Here is a 14,683-nt window from a genome sequence, read left to right as displayed (position 1 = left end):
ACTCTGTTCAATATGGAGAACGAGTTGTCCTACGAAGTGGGACAAAACCTCCGTCGCCTGCGCCAGGCGCGGGGGCTCACCCTTTCTGGCTTGGCGGCCAAGGCCGGGGTGGCGAAATCGCTTCTTCACGCCTTGGAAGCGGGACGCGCTAACCCTACCTTGGCCACCCTTTGGGCCTTGGCTCAGGCCCTGGAAGTGCCTTTTGGCGAGCTGGTCCAGGCCCGTTCCGTGGGGGATGAAGGTGTGATGGTTCAGCTTGTTGAACAAACCCGGGGGCGGGCAGGGGAGCGGTTGGAGGTATACCGCATGGACCTCCTACCCCGTTCCGTGCGTTGGGCGGAGGCACACGAGCCTGGCCTCCGCGAGCGGGTCATTGGTTTAAAGGGCAGGGCCCGGGTGGGACCGCCTCCGGGCAGGGAGGTGGGGCCGGGAGAGGAGGTGGAGTTCTCCGGGGATGAACCCCATGTGTACGCCAGCGAAGAGGGGGCCAGCCTTCTGGTCTTTCTGCACTACCCCTTGCTTCCCCGGCCCAAAGGGGAGGCCGGGAGCCCGGAGAAAGCCTCCCTGGCCCTACGGGAGGTGAGCTTGGGGGTAGGAGGGTTAGTCTTGGAGGGTCGCTGGCTTGCCCCGGGGTTTCAGGAGGGGGTTTTTGTTCGTTGGGGCGCGAACCGCACCTACCTCTTTAGCCTCCCTTTGGCCCCCTTACCCCGCCTCGAGGCCCAGGGGCTTTTGGGCGAGGCCTTGGCCCTCCTCCATGTCCCGGCAGAAGATCTGAGGTCCTATGGGCAAAGCCCAAGCCTCCTTCTGCGGACCCTGGCTTGGGAGGGGTTGCTCCTTAAGGGGGAAGTGGCCGACCCGGTCCCCCTTCTCTTCCAAACCGTGCGGCCTCCTGCGGGTTCGTCGAAGGAAGAGAATTGGGAAAGTCGCGTCTCCGTGGACCTCTACGCCCGGGTGGAACTCCTCCATCCCGGCTACGCCAGGCAGCCCCTTCTTCTGGCCTATGGGTTGCAGGCCGTGGGCCTGGAGAGGGGAAGGTTTTTGGACGTGGGCACGGGGCCTAGGCATCATCTTCTCCTGCTCTTGGAGCTGTTGCCCCATCTGGAGCCGGTGGCGGTGGAACCCAGCCCGGCCTCGAGGCAGGCCTTGGCCCAGTTGGTCCCAGGCGTGGGGGTGTTGCCTGAGGATTTCACCCTTTTGGATTTGGAGGAAACCTTTCCTTTGATCGTCTGCGTGGGGGCCAGCCACCACATGTCCACGTGGCGCTTCTTAGAGAAGGCTTACCGGCTCCTGCCCCCTGGGGGCCTTTTGGCAGTGGCGGACGAATTTTTGAGCCCCTTCACCACCCGAAAGGAGCGGGCCCGGAACCTGGTGCTGCACCACACGGCCTACCTGCTCCCCTTCCCCTTAGAGGAAACGGAGGCCCTTTGGGCTTTACGCCTGCTAGCCCTACAAGGAGAGTCCCGAGGCCTTAGGGCATTGGCCGAGGAGGCTGAGCAAGACCTTGAAACACGCTCCGACCCCTTCGCTGCCTTTGCTCGGCTGGAGCTTCAGGCCCTTTTGGCCGGGCTGGACTACGAGGTGGAGACAAAGACCCATCCCCGCCGCTTTTTGGAGCTGGCCTTTGCCGTGGGCTTTGAACTAGAGCGCCACCACCGCCTGTTCGCTACCCACGGGAGCGGTCCTTGGGACGGGGGGACCCACCTCTTCCTCCTCAGGAGGTCCAGATGAGGCAGGGTCTGCAAGCGGCCTGGCCCATCGCCTTGGGCTATTTCCCCGTGGCCGTGGCCTTCGGCGCTTTAGGGGCCCAAGCGGGGCTCGGTCCCCTTTGGGTCCAGCTCACCTCCCTCCTGGTCTTCGCCGGGGCCAGCCAGTTCGCCCTGGTGGGGCTTTTGGCCCAGGGAGTGCCGCCCTTGTTGGCGGCCCTTTTGGGCCTTCTTCTCAACCTGCGCCACGCCTTCTACGGCCCCGCCTTAAGGCCCTACCTGAAGGGAGGTCCCCTGGAGGCCTTCTTCCTCACCGACGAGGTCTTCGCCGTGGCTTTGAGGGCCCTCCCGGGCCTTCCCCCGGGGGAAAGGCGGGGCTACTTCCTGGGCTTGGGCCTCGGCGCCTACCTCTCCTGGAACCTGGGCACCGCCTTGGGGGTCTTGGGGGCCCAGGGGCTCTTGGCCTTTCCGGGTTTGGGGGAGGCCCTTTCCTTCGCCCTTCCCGCCCTTTTCTTCCTCCTGGCCATGCCCCATTTAAAGAACCCCGTGGCCCTGCTGGCGGGCGGGGTGGCCCTGGGCTCTCACCTCCTGGGCCAGACGGCCTGGGGCCTCTTCCTAGCAGGGGTCATCGGGCTTCTTGGAGAGGGATTTGGCGAAAGGAGGCGTCCATGATCTTGGCCCTTCTCCTTCTGGCCCTGGGCACCTTTTTCCTCCGGTTCCTGCCCTGGCGGGCGGAAAAAGGTCTAAGGGCGGGCCAGTCGGGGCCCGCCTTGGTGGTGGCCCTTTTTCTGGTTTCCACCTTCGGCCCGCCCCCCTCTCCCGAGTGGCTCCGCGTCCTCTTGGCCCTTCTTGGTACCTACCTGGGCGCACGCCTTACGGGAAACCTCGGCCTCGCCGTCTTTCTGGGGGCGGGGCTTTACGGGTTTTTGGGCCTCCTCTAGCGGTTCAGGATGTGAATGGCCTGCTTGTGGAAGGCCTCCGCCGCCTCCATGAGCCCCTCGGAGAGGGTGGGGTGGGGGTGGACGGTGAGGGCGAGGTCGGTGAGCGTGGCCCCCATCTCCAGGGCCAAGGCGGCCTCGGCGATGAGCTCCCCCGCCTGGGGGCCCACGATGAAGACCCCGAGGAGGAGGTCCGTCTCCTCGTCCCCCACCACCTTGACCATCCCCTCGGCCCCGCCCAGGGTGAGGGCCCGGCCACTGGCGGTGAGGGGGAACTTCCCCACCTTCACCTTGTAGCCCGCCCGCTTCGCCTCCTCCTCCGTGAGGCCCACCCCGGCCCACTCGGGGGAGGTGTAGACCACGCTGGGGATCTGGTAGTCAAAGGCGCTGTCCTTGCCCGCGGCGTTCTCCGCGGCCACCAGCCCCTCCTTCATGGCCTTGTGGGCGAGGAGGGGCGGGCGGGCCACGTCGCCGATGGCGTAGACCCCGGGGGTGCCCGTCTCCATCCGGGCGTTCACCTGGATGAAGCCCTTCTCGTCCACCTTGACCCCGGCCTTCTCCAGGCCCAGGCCCTCCGTGCGGGGCCTCCGGCCCACGGCCACCAGGACCTTGTCCACTACCACCACCTCGCCCCCGCCGCCCTCCGCAGGCTCGAGGCGCACGTGGAGGCCGTCCTCCTTCTTCTCGTAGCCCACGGCCTTGGTCTTGGTGCGGACCCTGACCCCCTCCTTCTCCAGGGCGCGCCTTAGGAGGCCCGCGGTCTCGGGGTCCCCTTGGGGGAGGATCTCCGGCATGTACTCAATGAGGGTGACCTGGGAGCCCAGGCGGTGGTAGATCTGGCCGAGCTCGAGGCCCACCGCCCCCCCGCCGATGACCAGAAGCCTCCTGGGAACGCCCCCCTCCACCTTCAGGGCCCGGGTGGAGTCCCAGATGTCCTCGCCGAAGGGGAAGCCCTTGAGCTCTATGGGCTCGCTCCCCGTGGCCACGATGAAGGCCTTGGCCCCGTAGCGCTTCCCCTCCACCTCTATCTCCTTGGGGCCGGTGAAGCGGGCGAAGCCCCGGAGGAGGTCCACCTTGTTGCCCTTGAGGAGGCCCGCCACCCCGCCGGTGAGCTTCTTCACCACCTGGTCCCGCCAGGCCCCAAGCCTCCCCAGGTCCAGCTCCGGCTTGGCCTTTAGGCCAAAGCCCTCGGCCACCTTCAGGTGGTGCAGGGTCTCGGCGGCGTGGAGGAGGGCCTTGGTGGGGATGCACCCCACGTTGAGGCAGACCCCGCCCACCTCGGCGGCCTCCACCGCCAGCACCTTGAGGCCAAGCTGCGCCGCCCTTATGGCGGCGTGGTAGCCGCCCGGGCCCGTGCCGATGACGATGAGGTCGTATTCCATAGGGGTCATCCTACATTTCCAGAAGGAGCAGGTCGGGGTTTTCCAGGAGCCTGATGACCTCCCGGGTGAACATGGCCGCCTCCGCCCCATCCACCAGGCGGTGGTCAAAGGAGAGGGAGAGGAACATGATGTCCCGCGCCTTTATGGAGCCATCGGGCATGACCCAGGGCCGCTTCCTGATGGAGTGCACCCCCAGGATGGCGGCCTCGGGGAGGTTGATGATGGGGAAGCTCAGGGTGGCCCCCACGGAGCCGATGTTGGTGAGGGTGAAGGTGGACCCCGAAACCTCTTCCGGAGCGAGCCTCCCCTCCCGGGCCTTCTGGGAAAGCTCGGCGATCTCCCGGGCGAGCTCCAAGACGCTCTTCCGGTCCGCGTCCTTCAGCACGGGGACGATGAGGCCCCGTTCCGTGGCCACGGCGATGCCGATGTGGTAGTAGCGCTTGTAGACGATCTCCTGTCTCTCCTCGTCCAGGCTGGCGTTGAGGGCGGGGAACCTCTTCAGGGCCCGCACCACGGCCTTGACGATGAAGGGCAGGTAGGTGAGCCTGACCCCTTGGGCCTCGGCCTCGGGCTTTAGGCGCTCGCGCAGGTGGACGAGCTCCGTGAGGTCGGCCTCGTCCACGTTCAGGGTGCGCACCGTGTAGAGGTGGCTCTGCCAGAGCCCCTGGGCGATGGTGCGGCGGATGCCCCTAAGGGGCACCCGCTCCTCCAGGTGCTCATAGCCCTTGGGCGGGGCGTACCTGGGCGGGGGCGGGAAGCCGGAAGGAAGAGCCTGGGGCGCTCCCTCGGCCTTGAGAGGAGGAGCCGCCTGGGCCTTCTTCCCCTCGGCGTAGGCCCGCACGTCCTCCACCCTGATCCTTCCCAAAGGCCCCGAGCCCGGCACCTCCTCAATGGGGATCCCCAGCTCCCGGGCGAGCTTCCTGGCGGCGGGCACCGCCAGAACCCGGCCCGGAGGCCTGGTTTCCCCCTTGGGCTTTTCGGCGAGGAAGGGGTTTTTCACCGCCACCTGGGTGGTGTCCGGCTTGAAGAGGGAGAGGTCCTCCTTCTCCTCCTTGGCGGGAAGGCCGGGTTCCACGATGGAGCGCTCCTCCACCGCCTGGACCGGAGGGGCTTCCTTCACGCCCTCCACCGCCTCCCCGGGCTCGGCGAGGAGGGCGATGGGGGCGTGGACCTTCACCACCTCCCCCTCCTTGGCCAGCTTCTTCAGGAGCACCCCCTCGTAAGGGGAGGGCAGCTCCACCGTGACCTTGTCGGTCATGACCTCCACGAAGGGCTGGTCCTTCTTCAGGTAGTCTCCTTCCTCCACCAGCCACTTGAGGATCTCGCCTTCCACCACGCTTTCGGCGAGCTCGGGCATGAGGATTTCCTTGGGCATACTCCTCCTCTATAGGTCCAAAAGGCGCTCAAGGGCCTTGCGGTCTACGCCGCGGGCCTCCGCCACCGCCCTCAGGATTCCGGCCAAAGTACCTACCTTCAGCGGCCGGTGCAGGGGTATGGTGACGGCGTGTTCCTTTCCAGAGCATGCGCACGCGGCTTCCCGTTTGCCGTTCTACCTGGTAGTCCAGGTGGGCCAGTTTTTGGACGAGTTCCTCCCCGGTGAGGTCGCGGGGAAGCTTCACGGGACCAAGACCTCCTCGCGGACGAAGTGCAGGCGGATGATCGGGGGGGTTTCTTCGCCAAAGTGACACCGCACCGCGTCCCGCACCATCTCCTCGAGCTTCTCCCAGGTTTCTCCCTCCGTGAAGATGGCTTCTCCTAAGGCCCGGGCCACGAACCCCCCCTCTTCCGCCTCTTCCACCAAGAAGATGATTTCCCTCGGCATATCAGTAGTCTAGCGCCCGCTTGGCGGCTCCCAGGATGCGGGTCACCGTGGGCAGGTAGAGCTTGTCCTGGGCGTAGGGGTAGGGGGTGTCAAACCCCGTGGCCCGGAGGGGCGGGGCGAGGAGCATGTCCAGGATGTCCTCGGCGATGGTGGCCGCCACCTCGCTCAGGAAGCTTGCGTGGCGGGGGGCGTCGGAGACCAGGACGACCCTGCCCGTCTTGGCCACGGAGTTCATCACCGCCTCGTAGTCCCAGGGCATGAGGCTCCTTAGGTCCAGGACCTCGGCGGAGACCCCGGCCTTCTCCAGTTCCTCCGCCGCCTGCATGACCTCGGGCATCACCGTGCCGTAGCCGATGAGGGTGAGGTCCTTCCCCTCGCGCCTCAGGGCGGCCTTGCCCAGGGGAAGGGTGTAGTCCTCCTCGGGCACCTCCTCCTTCACCGAGCGGTAGAGCCTCTTGGGCTCCAGGAAGACCACGGGGTCCTCGTCTCGGATGGCGGCCTTCAGGAGCCCCTTGGCGTCGTAGGGTGTGGAGACGGCCACCACCTTGAGCCCGGCGGTGTGGACGAAGTGGGCCTCGGGGCTTTGGGAGTGGTGGTGCCCACCCTTCACCCCGCCCCCCGAGGGCATGCGCACCACCAAGGGGGCGGTGAACTGGGCGCCGGAGCGGTAGCGGAGCTTGGCCACCTGGCTTACCAGCTGGTCAAAGCCCGGGAAGATGTAGTCGGCGAACTGGATCTCGGCCACGGGCCTCAGGCCGTGGGCGGCCATGCCCAGGGCGGCTCCCACGATGGCCGCCTCGGAGAGGGGGGTGTCCAGGACCCGGTCGGGTCCGTACTTCTGGAGAAGCCCCTCCGTCACCAGAAAGACCCCGCCCCGCTTCCCCACGTCCTCCCCCAGGACCACCACCCGGGGGTCCTTGGCCATCTCCTCGTCCAGGGCCCGGTTCAGGGCCTGCACCATGGTCATGAGGGCCATACCCACCTCCTAAAGTTCCTCCTTGAGGAGGGCTTCCTGGCGAAGGAGGTGCCAGGGCTTCTCCGAGAGGACGTCCTCCAACATCCACTCCGGGGGCACGGGCCCGGCCTTCTCCGCCTCCTCGAGGGCGCGTTCCAGCTCAGCGCGGATCTCCTCCTTGAGGTCTTCTTCCCACTCCAGGTTCCACAGGCCTTGGGCCTCCAGGAAGCCCTGGAAGCGGAGGATGGGGTCCTTCTTGCGCCAGAACTCCACCTCTTCCTTGGGCCGGTAGCGGGTGTCGTCGTCGGCGGAGGAGTGGGGGCCATAGCGGTAGACCCGTAGCTCCACCAGGCTCGGGCCCTCGCCCCTGCGGGCCCGCTCCACCGCCTCCTTCACCACGTAGTAGCTGGCCAGCACGTCCATCCCGTCCACCAGGTAGCCGGGGATGCCGAAGGCGTGGGCCTTGTCGGCCAGGGTGGGGCTATGGGTCTGGTGGCGGTAGTCCACGCTGATGGCGTAGAGGTTGTTCTCGGCGATGAAGACCGCCGGGGCCCCCTGCACGGCGGCGAAGTTGATCCCGGCGTACCAGTCCCCTTCGCTGGTGGCCCCGTCCCCGAAGGTGCAGACCGCCACCTGCCCCGTGCGCAAGAGCTTCATGCTGATGGCGGCCCCGGCGGCCGGGGGCACGTGGGAGGCGATGGGGCTAGCCACGGTGAAGTAGTTGAGGGCCTTGGAGCCGGGGTGCTCGGGCATCTGGCGGCCCTTGTTGGGGTCGGCCCTCGTGGCCAGCATCTGGCCGAAGAGCTCCTTGGGGGGGATCCCCAGGGCCAAAGCCAGGCCGTGGTCCCGGTAGTAGGGGAAGACCCAGTCAAAGCCCCGCCTTATGGCGTGGGCGATGGCCACCTGGGCCGCCTCGTGCCCGGCGGCGGGGGCGATGAAGCTGGTCTTGCCCGTGCGGATGAGGATGGTGTAGCGCTCGTCCAGCATCCGGGCCGCCAGCATGTCCCGGTAGAGCCTTCTTAGCTTGTCCTCCTCGAGGTCCAGGGGAAAGTCCCCCAGCCACTCCCCCTTTTCCCCCAGGAGCCTTATGGGCTCGGGGGTGAAGGGCTGAAACCGGTGGGTGTCCTTGACCATGAGGCACCTCCTTGGGCGCTTTTGGCGCCGGAAAGCCCGCCCTGGGTAAGGGCCTTGGGCTCTTCGGGGTGGGGGTCGGGCCCACTTTCCCTTCGCCCCGAGTATACCCCCTTTGTGGTCCCGCGTTAGCATGGGGCTGTGCGCCTGCGGGTGGTGGCGGTGGGAAGGCCCAGGCTGGCCTACGCCGCTTTGGGTGTGGAGGAGTACGCCCGGCGCATCGGGCGGTACGCCCCCTTGGAACTTCTTTTTGTGAAGCGGCCCGAGGAGCTGCTCTCCCGGGCCCAGGGCCACTACAAGGTGGTCCTGGACGAGCGGGGAAGGCTTTTTTCCACGGAGGAGTTGTCCCGCCTCTTCCGGGGCTTTGAGGGGGAGCGGGTGGCCTTCCTGGTGGGGGGGGCGGAGGGGCATCCCCAGGCGGTGCGGCGGGAGGCCGACCTCCTCCTCGCCCTCTCCCCCCTAACCCTCCAGCACGAGCTGGCCCTCCTCGTCCTCATGGAGCAGCTCTACCGCGTCCTGACCTTGAGGGCGGGGCACCCCTACCACCGGCCATGACCTACAAGGCCTTTGTGAAGCTGGTGGAAAGGCTTTGGGAGGAGATCCCCGAGGACTTCAAAAGAGGCCTCCAGGGGGTGCACGTCCTCCCCGAGGCCAGGCCCGAGCCAGGGCTTGAGGGGGTGTGGCGCCTGGGGGAGTACCTGGACCCGGGGCCGCCCTCGGCCTTTGGGGGATTTGAAGGCCTCGGGCGGCACATCGCCCTCTACTACGGCTCCTTCCTGGAGGTGGCGGGGGAGGGGTTTGACTGGGAGGGCGAGGTGTGGGAAACCCTCCTCCACGAGCTTAAGCACCACCTGGAGTCCCTGGCGGGGCGGGACGACCTCGCGCGGGAGGACCTTAAACGCCTGTCCGCCTTTCGCCGGGGCGGGCCTCCTGGGGAGGGGTAGGGCTTTCCTCCTTCAAGGGCCTGCGCTCCTTGAAGCCCCCGGAGAGGGGATGGTAGTGGGCCACCTCGGGTTCCCCTTCCTGCCAGCAGAGGAAGACCACTTCGCCCCCAACGCGGGCGGGGAAGTCCACCAAGCCCCGGTCCAGGTCCTTGAGGAAGACCCCCAGGGAGGCCAGGTAGCGGGCGTCGGCCTCCAGGGCTCCCAGGAGGAAGCGGGCCTCCTCCTCCAGGGCTCTCCGCTCAATCCCCCGGGCCTCCGCAAGCCGCCTCTGGGCCTCCTGGAGCTCCTTGCGGTTCTGGCGCATCTCCTCCAGGACCCGGTGGATCTCGGGCAGGAGGGCATCCGCCTCTTCCTTGGTGAAGATGCGGGCGAACATACCTACCCCCATCCTAGCAGAAACGGTGAGGAAAATCTAAGCCTGGCTTACTCAACAAGGGGCAGAAGCTCCACCTCTCCCGCTCCCACCCGCGCCCCCCCCACCAGGAGGCTCCCGTCGGGGAGGACCTCCTCGGCCACGCCCTCCACTACGCCCCGCGCCGTGCGCACCCGCACGGGGCGGCCCAGGGTGTAGGAGGCCTGGCGGTAGCGGAGGAGAAGGGCCTCGGGGGTTTCCAGGAGGGGGAGGAGGGCTTCCAGCTTGAGGAGGAACCCCTCCAGCACCTCCCGCCGGGAAAAGGGGCCGAACTCCCGGAGAAAGGCCGCTCCTTTCGGGGCCCAGGCCACGTTGACCCCCACCCCCAGGAGGGCGTAGGCCACCTCCTCGCCCTCGGCCTTGGCCTCCAGGAGCACCCCGGCGAGCTTCCTGCCGTCCGGGGCGAGGAGGTCGTTGGGCCACTTGAGCCCCCCCACCCCCACCGCCTCAAAGAGGGCGAGGCCAGAGAGGAGGGGAAGGAGCCCCAGGGCGGGAAGGGGAAGGCCCGGCCTCAGGAGGAGGGAGAAGGTGAGGCTCGCTCCCAGGCGGCTTTCCCACCGCCTGCCCCGCCTACCCCGCCCCCTTTCCTGCACCTCCGCCAGGACCAGGGCCCCTTCCGGGGCCCCTTCCTCCGCCCAGGCCCGGAGGACGTCCTGGGTGCTCCCCACCCGGCCCAGGTAGCGGTAAGGCCTTCCCAGGCGGCCCTGGGGCCGGAAGAGGTGGGGGAGGGGGGTGCCCGGTAGGATGCGGTAGCCTTGGCGGGAGACCTCTACGGGATAGCCCTCGGAGAGGAGCCTCCTCGCCTCCTTGGAGATGGCGGCCCGGCTCACCCCCAAGGCCCCGGCCAGGGCCTCGCCGCTCTGGCAGGCCTCGGTGAGGAGGGCGAGAAGCCCCGGCATCAGGCCAGTTCCACCTGGGAGAGGTCCCCGAGGATGAGCCGGTGGGCCCGGGGAAGGCCGTGGCGGCTTTTCACCTGGGCCCCCACCCCCAGGATGCTCTCCTGCAGGCGCAAGGCCACGTCCTCGAGGACGGCGTGGTCCTCCAGGAGGGAGTACTCCACCTCCGAGCGCACCACCCGCACCCCCGGCCCCAAGGAGGTGAAGGGACCGATGTAGGCCCCCTCCACCACCGCCCCCTCCCCGATGAAGGCGGGGCCGATCACCGTGCTCTTCACCACCCTCGCCCCCTTCTCCACCACCACCCGGCCCGTGAGCTGGCTCGCCTCCACCTCCCCTTCCACCCGGGGGGAAAGCTCCTCCAGGAGGAGGCGGTTGGCGTCCAGAAGGTCGGTGGGGCGGCCGGTGTCCTTCCACCAGCCCTCCACCTCCACCCCCACCACCCGCTTCCCCCGGTCAATGAGGCCCTGGATGGCGTCGGTGATCTCGTACTCCCCCCGGGCCGAGGGCTTGAGGCCCTCTATGCTTTCCCAGATCTCCGGGCCGAGGACGTAGACCCCCGCCACCGCCAGGTCCGAGGGGGGGTCCTTTGGCTTTTCCAGAAGGCGGAGGATCCTTTCCCCCTCCATCACCGCCACGCCGAACTGCCGGGGATTTTCCACCCGCGCCAGGGCCAAGACGGCGCTCACCCCTTCCCGGAAGGCTTGGAGGAAGCGGCCGATGCCCTTCTGGAAGAGGTTGTCCCCCAGGTAGAGCACAAAGGGGCTGCTTCCCAAAAACTCCCGGGCCACGGCCACGGCGTGGGCCAGGCCCTGGGGCTCCTCCTGGAGGATGTAGCGCACCGGGTAGCCTCCTAGGGCTTCGCGGAGGTCCTTTTCCGTCTCCGGGGAGACCACCACCCCGATCTCCTCCACCCCGGCGGCCAAGAGGTTGTCCACGGCGTAGTGGATGATGGGCCGCCCCGCCACCCGGATCACCGGCTTGGGCCGGGTGTGGGTGAGGGGGCGAAGCCGGGTGCCGCGGCCTGCGGCCAGGATGAGTCCCTTCATGCCTGGGAGTATACCCCGTACAATAAGGGGGGAGATGTCCAACGCCCTCACCCGGGTGGCCTACGCCTACGACCGCCTCCGGGCCTACCCGCCCGAGGTGGCCGGGCGGATCGCCACGGCCCTGAGCCACGCCCTCCAGACCCGGGGGGAGGAGCCGGTTTTCCTGGAGCTCGGCGTGGGCACGGGGCGCATCGCCCTCCCCCTCATCGCCCGGGGTTACCGGTACATCGCCTTGGACGCCGACCCCGCCATGCTGGAGGTCTTCCGGCAAAAGGCCGCCGGGGTCATGCGCAAGGTGCGCCTTCTCCTTTCGGATGCCCGGGAGATCCCCCTGCCCGACGAGAGCGTCCACGCCGTGATCGTGGTCCACCTGTGGCACCTCCTCCCCGACTGGCCCAGGGCCCTGGCCGAGGCCCTGCGGGTCTTGAAGCCAGGGGGGGTCCTCCTGGAGGGGTGGGACCGGGTGGAGGCGGAGGCCGAGTGTCGTCTCCAGGAGAAGTGGCAGGCCCTGGTGGCCGAGGAGGGGTTTCCCGTGGTCCGGGGGACCCACGGCAGGCGGCTTGCGGAGGTGGAGGAGGCCTTAAGGCGCCTGGGCCTCAGGCCCAAGACCCGGGAGGTGGTGGCCTGGCGGGAGGAGCGTACCCCCCGGGAGGCCCTCGAGGCCCTGCAGGAAAGGCTTTACTCCTTCACCCACGCCGTGCCCCAGGAGGTCCACGAAAGGGCCATGTCCAGGCTTTGGGCCTGGGCCGAGGCCGAGTTCGGCGACCTGGACCGCCCCTTCCCGGTGGAAAAGCGCTTTTTCCTGCGCACCTCCCGCCTTTCCTGATGAAGAAGATCTATGTCCGCACCCCCAAAGAGGGCCTGGTGAACCTCACCCAGGCGGTGGAAGGGATTCTGGAAGGGCACACCGGCCTGGTCTACCTCTTCGTGCCCCACACCACCTGCGGCCTTACCGTGCAGGAGGGGGCCGACCCCGACGTGGCCCACGACCTTTTGGCGCGGCTTGCGGAGCTTGTTCCCCGTGTCCACCCCAAGGACCGCCACGCCGAGGGCAACACCCACGCCCACCTGAAAAGCCTCCTCACCGGGCCGTTTCTCCTCTTGCCGGCGGAGGGAGGGCGCCTGGTCCTCGGGCGGTGGCAGCAGGTGTTCCTGGCGGAGTACGACGGCCCCAGGACCCGGGAGGTCTGGGTGCGCCTTCTTTAAGGCCCCAAAAGGGCTTTCCTAGGCCTTTAGATAGAGGCCTTCGCGTCGCAGAACCCAGGCAGGGGGCTACACCCAGCGCACCTCTTGGACGCTTCTAACCCCCCTCAGGGCCTCCACTAAGGCCTCCCGTTCCCCGTCCTGCACCGTAAGGCGGAGGCGGATGCGGGCCAAGGGGCCCAGGATGCGGGTCTCGGAGCCCAGGGCGCTTTTCCCCGCCTCGGCCACCACCTGCATCACGTCCCGGAGGAGCCCGGCCCGGTCCTGGGCCAAGACCTCCAGGGTGGCCACCTTCCCCCCCACCCCTTCCCAGTAGGCCCCCAGGACCCGGTCGGCCTCGGGGCCCTGGAGGAGGCGGCGGAGGTTGGGGCAGTCCGCCCGGTGCACCGTCACCCCCCGGCCCCGGGTGACGAAACCCAGGATGCTGTCCCCCTTCATGGGCTCGCAGCAGGAGGCCAGGCGGATGGGAGCCTCCAGGTCCTGCTCCAGGCGGATGCCCCACTGGTTCTTGGGGGTGGCCTTGGGCTTCTCCGGCTTGAGGAGGGCCTTGGGGTAGAGCTTTTCCGCCACCTGCCGGGGGGTGATGCGGTTCAGGGCCAAGGCCAGGTAGAGCTCTTCGGGGGAAGGGGTGAGGCCCAGGCGCTTGGCCGCCTCCTCCAGCTGGCTGTCTGCGGGTCTTGGGAGGCCCTTGCGCTTGAGGTAGCGCTCCAGGAGCTTTTGGCCCCTTTCCAGGGTCTCCTGGCGCTCCTGGGCGCGGAAGTACTGGCGGATCTTGCTCTTGGCGGTGCGGGTCTTGGCGAACTCCAGCCAGCCCTTGGAGGGGTGGGCGTTCTTGGCGGTGAGGATCTCCACGATCTCCCCGTTCTGGAGCTCGTAGGAGAGGGGGACGATGCGCCCGTTCACCTTGGCCCCCACCATGTGGTGCCCCACCTCGGTGTGGATGTGGTAGGCGAAGTCCACGGGGGTGGCCCCCTTGGGGAGGTTGATGATCCTTCCCTTGGGGGTGAAGACGAAGACCCTCCCCCCCAGAAGGTCCCGGGTCACCGCCTCCACGAACTCCCGGGAGCTAGAGAACTCCTGCTGCCACTCCTGGATGTTCCTGAGCCAGGAGACCCGCCTTTTGAGCTCCTCGGGATCGGTGAGGCCCTCCTTGTAGAGCCAGTGGGCGGCGATGCCGTACTCCGCCACCCGGTGCATCTTCTGGGTGCGGATCTGCACCTCCAAGGGCAGGCCCTCCAGGGCGATGACCGTGGTGTGGAGGCTCTGGTAGCCGTTGGGCTTGGGCACGGCGATGTAGTCCTTCACCCGGCCGGGGATGGGCTGCCAGAGGGCGTGGACCAGGCCCAGGACGTGGTAGCAGACCTGCTTTTCCCTCACGTCCTCCTCTTTGGGGCTTGGCTTGGGGTCCAGGACCACCCGCACCGCCAGGAGGTCGTAGATCTGCTCCAGGGCCTTGCCCTCCCGCTCCATCTTCTTCCAGATGGAGTAGAGGTGCTTGGGGCGGCCCGTGACCTCAAAGCCCTTGAGCTGGGTCTGCAGGAGCTCGTCCCGCCTCAGGGCCTCCTCCAGGATGGCCGTGGCCCGGCGCACCAGGCGTTCCCGGGCCTCCTGGGTCTCCTGGAGGCGGGAGAGGAGCCCCTGGTAGGCCTCCGGGTGGAGGTAGCGGAAGGAGAGGTCCTCCAGCTCCCACTTGATCTGGTCCATGCCCAGGCGGTGGGCCAGGGGGGCGTAGATCTCCAGGGTTTCCTGGGCGATGCGCCTTTGCTTCTCGGGGGGCATGTGCTCCAGGGTGCGGAGGTTGTGCAGGCGGTCCGCCAGCTTGACGATGATGATGCGCACGTCCTCCGCCATGGCGATGAACATCTGGCGGAGGTCCTCGGCCCTTTTCTCCTCGCCCTCGAGGTTGGCCAGCTTGTAGAGCTTGCTGACCTTGGTCTCCCCCTCCACCAGACGGCGCACGGTGGGGCCGAAGCGCCGTTCCAGCTCCTCCCCGGAGACCCCGCAGTCCTCTATGGTGTCGTGGAGGAGGCCCGCGGCCAGGGTGTCGGCGTCCATGTGCAAGGAGGCCAGGATGGCCGCCACGGCCACGGGGTGGGTGATGTAGGGCTCCCCGCTTCTTCGCAGCTGGCCCCGGTGGGCCTCCTCGGCGAAGAGGTAGGCCCTATGGACCCTCTCCCGCTCCTCGGGGGACAGGTAGGAGAGGTGCGCCATCAGGTTTTCCCAAAGGGCTTCGCGGACGACCACTACC

Annotated in this window: 16 protein-coding genes and 1 pseudogene; 8 read left to right on the top strand and 9 right to left on the bottom strand. The window is 68.0% G+C overall.

The genetic code is table 11. From position 1 onward, the window contains the following. Positions 1-12: 12 nt before the first annotated feature. From ACZ5RK_RS01600 to ACZ5RK_RS01585, 4 genes and pseudogenes are all read left to right on the top strand, one after another. Positions 13-156: pseudogene (locus ACZ5RK_RS01600) on the top strand (helix-turn-helix domain-containing protein); the annotation flags it as partial. 150 nt (positions 157-306) lie between these two features. Further along, entirely contained in the window at positions 307-1,728 is a 1,422-nt protein-coding gene (locus ACZ5RK_RS01595; RefSeq protein WP_464910099.1) for a class I SAM-dependent methyltransferase, read from the top strand. Then, entirely contained in the window at positions 1,725-2,375 is a 651-nt protein-coding gene (locus tag ACZ5RK_RS01590) for an AzlC family ABC transporter permease (RefSeq protein ID WP_464909411.1), read from the top strand. The genes ACZ5RK_RS01595 and ACZ5RK_RS01590 overlap by 4 nt, the downstream gene beginning before the upstream one ends. Beyond that, complete coding sequence (locus tag ACZ5RK_RS01585) at positions 2,372-2,644, top strand: branched-chain amino acid transport (RefSeq protein WP_464909410.1); 273 nt, start codon at positions 2,372-2,374, stop codon at positions 2,642-2,644. Before ACZ5RK_RS01590 ends, ACZ5RK_RS01585 begins: the two co-directional genes overlap by 4 nt. Here ACZ5RK_RS01585 and lpdA read toward each other — a convergent pair. From lpdA to ACZ5RK_RS01560, 5 genes are all read right to left on the bottom strand, one after another. Further along, the gene (gene lpdA, locus ACZ5RK_RS01580) at positions 2,641-4,032 is read right to left on the bottom strand and encodes a dihydrolipoyl dehydrogenase (RefSeq protein ID WP_464909409.1); all 1,392 of its coding nucleotides are present in this window, start codon (positions 4,030-4,032) and stop codon (positions 2,641-2,643) included. The genes ACZ5RK_RS01585 and lpdA overlap by 4 nt on opposite strands. Before the next feature lies 1 nt (position 4,033). After that, positions 4,034-5,398, bottom strand: coding sequence for a dihydrolipoamide acetyltransferase family protein (locus ACZ5RK_RS01575; protein WP_464909408.1), 1,365 nt, complete (start codon positions 5,396-5,398; stop codon positions 4,034-4,036). A 240-nt stretch (positions 5,399-5,638) separates the two neighbouring features. Continuing rightward, a complete protein-coding gene (locus tag ACZ5RK_RS01570) occupies positions 5,639-5,845 on the bottom strand; it encodes a 2-oxoisovalerate dehydrogenase (protein ID WP_464909407.1) in 207 nt (68 codons plus the stop codon). A gap of 1 nt (position 5,846) precedes the next feature. After that, entirely contained in the window at positions 5,847-6,821 is a 975-nt protein-coding gene (locus tag ACZ5RK_RS01565) for an alpha-ketoacid dehydrogenase subunit beta (RefSeq protein WP_464909406.1), read from the bottom strand. Positions 6,822-6,830: 9 nt separating this feature from the next. Next, a complete protein-coding gene (locus ACZ5RK_RS01560) occupies positions 6,831-7,934 on the bottom strand; it encodes a thiamine pyrophosphate-dependent dehydrogenase E1 component subunit alpha (protein ID WP_464909405.1) in 1,104 nt (367 codons plus the stop codon). Positions 7,935-8,072: 138 nt separating this feature from the next. Between ACZ5RK_RS01560 and ACZ5RK_RS01555 the strand changes: the two genes are divergently transcribed. Together ACZ5RK_RS01555 and ACZ5RK_RS01550 are read left to right on the top strand one after the other, a co-directional pair. Next, positions 8,073-8,486, top strand: a complete 414-nt coding sequence (locus tag ACZ5RK_RS01555; RefSeq protein WP_464909404.1) for a 23S rRNA (pseudouridine(1915)-N(3))-methyltransferase RlmH — start codon at positions 8,073-8,075, stop codon at positions 8,484-8,486. Next, the gene (locus ACZ5RK_RS01550; protein ID WP_054647894.1) at positions 8,483-8,875 is read left to right on the top strand and encodes a metallopeptidase family protein; all 393 of its coding nucleotides are present in this window, start codon (positions 8,483-8,485) and stop codon (positions 8,873-8,875) included. The genes ACZ5RK_RS01555 and ACZ5RK_RS01550 overlap by 4 nt, the downstream gene beginning before the upstream one ends. Here the strand turns inward: ACZ5RK_RS01550 and ACZ5RK_RS01545 are convergent. The 3 genes from ACZ5RK_RS01545 to ACZ5RK_RS01535 are packed head-to-tail and all read right to left on the bottom strand — an operon-like array spanning position 8,826 to position 11,232. Beyond that, positions 8,826-9,251, bottom strand: a complete 426-nt coding sequence (locus ACZ5RK_RS01545) for a DUF2203 family protein (RefSeq protein WP_464909403.1) — start codon at positions 9,249-9,251, stop codon at positions 8,826-8,828. The two genes, ACZ5RK_RS01550 and ACZ5RK_RS01545, sit on opposite strands and share 50 nt — an antisense overlap. 47 nt (positions 9,252-9,298) lie before the next feature. Continuing rightward, positions 9,299-10,186: a biotin--[acetyl-CoA-carboxylase] ligase gene (locus tag ACZ5RK_RS01540; RefSeq protein ID WP_464909402.1), complete on the bottom strand. Its 888-nt coding sequence runs from the start codon at positions 10,184-10,186 to the stop codon at positions 9,299-9,301. Next, on the bottom strand, positions 10,186-11,232 hold the full coding sequence (locus ACZ5RK_RS01535) for a glucose-1-phosphate thymidylyltransferase (protein ID WP_464909401.1): 1,047 nt from the start codon (positions 11,230-11,232) through the stop codon (positions 10,186-10,188). Before ACZ5RK_RS01535 ends, ACZ5RK_RS01540 begins: the two co-directional genes overlap by 1 nt. A 34-nt stretch (positions 11,233-11,266) precedes the next feature. On the opposite strand from ACZ5RK_RS01535, the gene ACZ5RK_RS01530 reads away from it, so the two are divergent. Together ACZ5RK_RS01530 and ACZ5RK_RS01525 are read left to right on the top strand one after the other, a co-directional pair. Further along, entirely contained in the window at positions 11,267-12,058 is a 792-nt protein-coding gene (locus ACZ5RK_RS01530) for a class I SAM-dependent methyltransferase (protein WP_054647514.1), read from the top strand. Further along, complete coding sequence (locus ACZ5RK_RS01525) at positions 12,058-12,438, top strand: secondary thiamine-phosphate synthase enzyme YjbQ (RefSeq protein WP_054647515.1); 381 nt, start codon at positions 12,058-12,060, stop codon at positions 12,436-12,438. Before ACZ5RK_RS01530 ends, ACZ5RK_RS01525 begins: the two co-directional genes overlap by 1 nt. Before the next feature lie 66 nt (positions 12,439-12,504). On the opposite strand, the gene ACZ5RK_RS01520 is transcribed toward ACZ5RK_RS01525, so the two are convergent. Continuing rightward, positions 12,505-14,646, bottom strand: coding sequence for a RelA/SpoT family protein (locus ACZ5RK_RS01520; protein ID WP_464910098.1), 2,142 nt, complete (start codon positions 14,644-14,646; stop codon positions 12,505-12,507). Positions 14,647-14,683: the final 37 nt, after the last annotated feature.

This window comes from Thermus kawarayensis JCM 12314, assembly GCF_055393575.1.
Note: the sequence above shows the minus strand (reverse complement) of the source record. Positions and strands in the feature narration are given on the sequence as shown.